Below are 4,948 nucleotides of genomic sequence, written 5' to 3' on the forward strand. Positions count from 1 at the left end.
CGACGGAACCTGGGAGCGGGTCTTCACCGCGCTGATGGCCCAGGCCGACGCCGACGAGGACCTCAACTGGGCCGTCTCCGTGGACTCCACCATCGCACGCACGGCGTCGGTCTTCCCGGCTGGGACGGCCGGGCGGCGCCCGCCCTTGTTGCCTTTCGCCTCGGCAGCCCGCAGCCCGTCTAGGTCAGCTCCCGCTGGAGATCTCGCTGGAGTTCGCCGGCGGCGGCGGGGGTCTGCACCATGAACTTCACGGTGGACAGCAGCTCGCCGGTGCGGGGGTGGCGGGCGGTGAGGTCCATCGCGGAGAACGCGCCGGCGTGGATGCGCTGGGCGAGGCGGTCGCGGTGAAGGACGTCAAGCACGTCGAGGATGTGCCCGGTGCCGCGTACGAGGCGGAACATCTCGGAGATGGACGGTGTCGCCCGGCCGCGCGTACGTCAGCAGCTCGCCGAACTTCGGGCGCTTCAGCGGGTGGAGGCGGCTGGAGGTGCCGGCTTCCTCCTCGAAGGCGACCGGGGTGTCGATCCCGGCCTCGTCGAGGACGAGGTTCTGGCGGTCGGTCGACTGCTGGTCGGTCGACACCCGCTTGTAGACCAGATTGGCCACGCTCTTCCTCGCTTCTGTCGGCGACATCGGACCTGCACTGTGAGGCCCCGAAGAGTTCGGGTTCATTGGACGCCCGCCGCGCCTGTCGTCATTCGTTCGGTTTCCGACACCGACATTTGTCCAGCGCGCCCCCTGGAGGCGCGGCCGTTTCGGTGGATCACGTTTGCTGCCACGGGCTGGGCAGCGCCGGAACGCCGACGAGCGACGCTTGGCTCACGTTGCGTAGTTGGCGAGCGAGGGTTCCAGCAGGCCGAAGGCGCTGTCCGCCTCCGCGATGACAGTGGCGGAGATCCGGGCGTTGTCCTGGCCGGTGAGGGTGAGTTCCTGGATGCGCTGGAACAGGGTGCGGTGCACGGCGCCGAGCAGGGCGGCGGCGGTGCGGGGGGTGATGTCGCCGCGGGGTGCGCCGGTGGCGTCGGCCAAGGCGTCTGCCAAGGCGGCCTCTCGCAGGTCGTGCAGGTCGCGCAGTCGGGCGGAGAGGGTGGGGCTGTCGGCGATCATGCGGGCGAAGTCGGGGCCGGAGAACCCGGCGACCGGGTCGGCGTCCGTGGCGGCGTCGGCGAAGGCGCGGCGCAGGGCCGACAGGGCCGACTCGCCGGCCTGACGGCCGGTCACCGTAGCGGCCAGGGAGGCGGTGAAGGCGTCCTGGTGGTCCAGGGCCAGGTCCTCCTTGTGTGGGAAGTAGTTGGTCACCGTCTTCTTCGCCACCCGCGCGGCGGCGGCGATCTCGGCGATGGTGGTCCGCTCGAAACCCTGGGCGAGGAACAAGCCGGTGGCGACGTCGGAGATGAGCTGCCGGGTCTCCTGCTTCTTCGATTCCCGCAGGCCGGCAGGGGGTGCGGACGAGGTGGCGTCAATAGTCATGGAGTAATCTTACCCTCATGGCATTTTTATGTTGACACCCTCAAAGGGGCTAGTCTAAGTTTACGTCCGTCGTAAGTTTCCTACGAAGCGAAGAACGGAGTGTGCCCATGCTCGAACCCCGCCCTGCCGCCGTTCGGATCGCGCCCGTCAAGATCGGCCCGGTCCTGACCGAGCGCGACAACCGCGCCCCGGCTCTGCCCCGCGGAAGGCAGCGTCCCGCCCGCGTTCTGCCCGCACCCGCCCGTCGGGTCCCCCCGAAGGCCCGCAATCTGTCGCGCCGCTCCGGTTACTGACCTGCACTCACCCGGCACCCGTACCTCCGCCTCCCGGAAACCACAGAGGAGAATCACCTTGCAGATCACCGCCTCCACCGTCTCGCTCACCGTCGACGACGTCGCCGCGTCCCAGCGGTTCTTTACCACCCACCTCGGCTACACCGAGCAGGCCGCCGCCGACGGCTTCGCCTCCCTGACACGCCAGGATGCGGCCGTCGACATCGTCCTACTCGCCCGCGGCAACCAGGTGCTGCCGGCCGACCAGCGTGACCAGCACGCCTCCGGCCTGATCCTCGCCTTCACCACCGCCGACATCCAGGACGAGGAGAAGCGGCTGCGCGCCGAGGGCCTGACGATCACCATGCCGCTGCGCGAGGAGCCCTGGGGCGAGCGACTCTTCCAGATCACCGATCCCAACGGAGTCGTGGTCCAGTTCGTCGAGTGGACGACGCCGAACGCCTCCTGATCACGCGACTGCGGCCAGCAGGGATCCGTCTCGGTCGGCCCGCCGCCACCGACCAACACGAATGACCAATGAAGGGTTTTCCATGCGCAAGCTCGTGTACTGCGTCGCCACCACGCTCGACGGTTTCATCGCGGGTCCCGACGGTTCTGACCCCACCGGCCCCGGCGGCTTCTGGTCCCCTGCAGAGAGCTACATCCAGCACCTCGTCGACGAATACCCCGAGACTCTGCCCGGGCCGGCCCGGGCCGGACTCGGCGTCACTGCCGAAGGCACCCGATTCGACACCGTCGTCGAGGGGCGCAAGAGCTACGAGATCGGCCTCGCGGCCGGCGTGGCCAATGCCTACCCCCACCTCAGGCACCTCGTCTTCACCCGGACACTGACCGAGAGCCCGGACCCCGGTGTCGAGCTCGTCGCCGACGACCCGGTGGCAACGGTGCAGAAGCTGAAGCGGATCGACGGGAAGGACATCTGGCTGGTCGGTGGCGCGGAACTGGCTGGCGCACTGTACAGAGAGGTCGACCGTCTGGTCATCAAGCTCAGCCCGCTTACCATCGGCTCCGGCATACCGCTCTTCGGGCGGGCCGCAGGCTTCGCACCAGGCCTCTGGGAGCTCAGCGACCATACCGTCCTCCAGGGCGGAGCGGCCTTCCTCACCTATGACCGGCGCCACGACACTCCGCAGGGTGCCGACAAGTAGACGAAGGGGATGCATCGCTTGGGGGCCTGTGCTGCGGCGACCCGCGCTGCAGCACAGGCATACCGGACGTGACAGGTGTCCGCGTACTACCTCATCTGCAAAGGGTGCGGATCCTCTCCAGCCCCGCCGGACCGGCGTGAGCACTGGCTGCCCGCGTCGGCCAAGGAGCTTTTTGAATTTCTTCTGCGTCAGCTCGGCGAACCACCGCTCCACAGGTTCAGCCAGGACGAACTCGTGGGCGTGAAGTGGAGACGGAAGCGTGGGCGGGCCAGCGCTGGGCCGTCGTGCGGCGACGCACCCAGCCCTCCAGCACGGCTCGCTGGGCATCGGTCACCGACAACGGCGGAATTCTTCGGACCCGGACGACTCATACCGAACCAACGGTCGGAGATCGCCGACGCGTTCATGGGGCAGTCGTTGATGTTGTCGGCCGGCTGGAGTCAGGGTGCACGGAGACACCGGACGGCAGGGCCGTATCCTGAGGCAGGCGACGCAGGCACTGCCGATGCGTCGCAGCCGTCCGTCGCCGCCGGGCGCCGCCCACGCCGAGTACCGGGTACCCGGCAAACGATCAGGAGTTGATCAGTGATCAGTTTGGCCGCAGTGGGGGGAGTGGCCCTGGTTGAATTGGGCATGGCCCTGACTCCCGGACCGAACATGATCCACCTCGCCTCCCGCGCGATTACCCAAGGCCGCAGGGCGGGCCTGGTCAGCCTGAGCGGGACCGCCGTGGGATTCCTGTGCTATCTGCTGGCCGCGGCCGCTGGCCTGTCCGCGTTGTTCGCCGCCGTGCCGCTGGCGTTCACGGTGGTCAAGCTCGCCGGGGCCGCCTACCTGGCCTACCTGGCCTGGGACATGCTCAAGCCCGGTGGCCGCTCACCCTTCGCTCCCGCCCGGGACCTGCCTCCCGTCTCCGACGCCCGCCTCTTCTCGATGGGGCTCCTGACCAACCTGCTCAACCCCAAGATCGCTCTCCTGTACGCAGCTCTTCTGCCCCAGTTCATGGATCCGCAGGCGGGTCCGGCCTGGGCGCAACTGCTGCAGCTCGGTGGTGTGCAGATCATCGTGGGGATCTCCGTGAACGCTCTGATCATGCTGGGCGCAGCACGGGTGTCGGGGTTTCTGGCTGCCCGGCCCCGCGTGATGACCGCTCAGCGGTTCGCGGCAGGCGGCTTGCTCGGTGTCTTCGCGCTGCGCACAGCCCTGTCCCGTACGCCTGTCTCGGCCTGAGCCATGCACGTGCGCCTGCGAGACCGGTGCTGTGATCGGACGGACACGTCCCAGTAGTGCTTCGTTACCGGTAGTTCGCAAAATCCGGCGGTAGAGGTCAATGCCGTGTCCGGTGGTGACCGCGTCGATCAGGGCTTGGAGCTCGGAGGGTGGGTCCTTGTCCGTCCAGGCTTGCCACCACCGGTTGAGGGTGATGGCGGGGGCGAGCCAGGAACGGATGGTTCGTAAGGCCCTGGGCCAGCAGGGCTGGTGGGACGGGGCCGGGCCCTCTCTCTGGCCCCTCGTCGGGGCAGGGGTCCGGTGCGGTGGCATCCAGGGGTCCGGGTGGGGTGAACCACTGGTTCCAGCAGAAGGAGAAGGCGCAGTTGACCAGGGTCTGGTGGCGGCGGATGGCGCGGTCGGAGCGGACTTGGAAGTCGGCCCAGCCGAGTTCGTCCTTGATCTGCTTGTAGCTCTGCTCGATCCACGGCCGCAGGCCGTAGAGGCGGATGATCTCGGCCAGGTCGGCCGGCGGGTGCAGGCCCGTGGTGACATGGGGTATGTCGGGGTGGGGCAGGTTGGTGGCCAGGTACCAGGTGGCCTTTTCCGGCAGGGTGGCTGGGTCGGTGGTGGCCACGACCAGTCGGCAGGGTGAGTCGGGGCCGTAGCCGCCCAGGCGGGCATCGGCGGCCCACCAGGTCTCGGTGTGCCCGTCGCGGAAGTGACGCTCCACGGGTGTCCAGTCGCCGGGACGCTTGGCATCGCGCCAGGTCAGGGCGTGGGCCGCTTCGATGGGGGTGTGCGGCTGGTCGGCCGGAGCCCAGGTGC

8 protein-coding genes and 1 pseudogene are annotated in these 4,948 nt (G+C 68.7%); 5 read left to right on the plus strand and 4 right to left on the minus strand.

Going from position 1 to position 4,948, the window contains the following annotated elements; all coding sequences use genetic code 11:
- Positions 1-100: pseudogene (locus ABT063_RS51605) on the plus strand (IS5/IS1182 family transposase); the annotation flags it as partial.
- A gap of 79 nt (positions 101-179) precedes the next feature.
- On the opposite strand, the gene ABT063_RS51610 reads toward ABT063_RS51605, so the two are convergent.
- From ABT063_RS51610 to ABT063_RS51620, 3 genes are all read right to left on the minus strand, one after another.
- Positions 180-362, minus strand: a complete 183-nt coding sequence (locus ABT063_RS51610; RefSeq protein ID WP_351069254.1) for a hypothetical protein — start codon at positions 360-362, stop codon at positions 180-182.
- Positions 355-633, minus strand: coding sequence for a recombinase family protein (locus ABT063_RS51615; RefSeq protein ID WP_351069256.1), 279 nt, complete (start codon positions 631-633; stop codon positions 355-357). The genes ABT063_RS51610 and ABT063_RS51615 overlap by 8 nt, the downstream gene beginning before the upstream one ends.
- A 186-nt stretch (positions 634-819) precedes the next feature.
- On the minus strand, positions 820-1,470 hold the full coding sequence (locus ABT063_RS51620; protein ID WP_351069258.1) for a TetR/AcrR family transcriptional regulator: 651 nt from the start codon (positions 1,468-1,470) through the stop codon (positions 820-822).
- Between the two features lie 107 nt (positions 1,471-1,577).
- Between ABT063_RS51620 and ABT063_RS51625 the strand changes: the two genes are divergently transcribed.
- The 4 genes from ABT063_RS51625 to ABT063_RS51640 all read left to right on the plus strand — a co-directional run bounded on the left by ABT063_RS51625 (position 1,578) and on the right by ABT063_RS51640 (position 4,141).
- Positions 1,578-1,763: a hypothetical protein gene (locus ABT063_RS51625; RefSeq protein WP_351069259.1), complete on the plus strand. Its 186-nt coding sequence runs from the start codon at positions 1,578-1,580 to the stop codon at positions 1,761-1,763.
- Between the two features lie 58 nt (positions 1,764-1,821).
- Complete coding sequence (locus tag ABT063_RS51630) at positions 1,822-2,211, plus strand: VOC family protein (RefSeq protein WP_351069262.1); 390 nt, start codon at positions 1,822-1,824, stop codon at positions 2,209-2,211.
- Positions 2,212-2,293: 82 nt separating this feature from the next.
- On the plus strand, positions 2,294-2,911 hold the full coding sequence (locus tag ABT063_RS51635) for a dihydrofolate reductase family protein (protein WP_351069264.1): 618 nt from the start codon (positions 2,294-2,296) through the stop codon (positions 2,909-2,911).
- A 585-nt stretch (positions 2,912-3,496) separates the two neighbouring features.
- On the plus strand, positions 3,497-4,141 hold the full coding sequence (locus ABT063_RS51640) for a LysE family translocator (RefSeq protein WP_351069266.1): 645 nt from the start codon (positions 3,497-3,499) through the stop codon (positions 4,139-4,141).
- Between the two features lie 97 nt (positions 4,142-4,238).
- Here the strand turns inward: ABT063_RS51640 and ABT063_RS51645 are convergent.
- The coding region (locus ABT063_RS51645; RefSeq protein WP_502991047.1) for a transposase family protein at positions 4,239-4,948 on the minus strand (710 nt) is incomplete at its 5' end.

Origin of the sequence: Streptomyces sp. NPDC002838, assembly GCF_040295365.1 — a bacterium.
Classification (GTDB): Bacteria; Actinomycetota; Actinomycetes; order Streptomycetales; family Streptomycetaceae; genus Streptomyces.

Bases quoted from the DNA above. Each gene is read 5' to 3' on its own strand.
- ABT063_RS51635 (WP_351069264.1), top strand. From the start codon at position 2,294: ATGCGCAAGCTCGTGTACTGCGTCGCCACCACGCTCGACGGTTTCATC.
- ABT063_RS51620 (WP_351069258.1), bottom strand. From the start codon at position 1,470: ATGACTATTGACGCCACCTCGTCCGCACCCCCTGCCGGCCTGCGGGAA.
- ABT063_RS51625 (WP_351069259.1), top strand. From the start codon at position 1,578: ATGCTCGAACCCCGCCCTGCCGCCGTTCGGATCGCGCCCGTCAAGATC.
- ABT063_RS51615 (WP_351069256.1), bottom strand. From the start codon at position 633: ATGTCGCCGACAGAAGCGAGGAAGAGCGTGGCCAATCTGGTCTACAAG.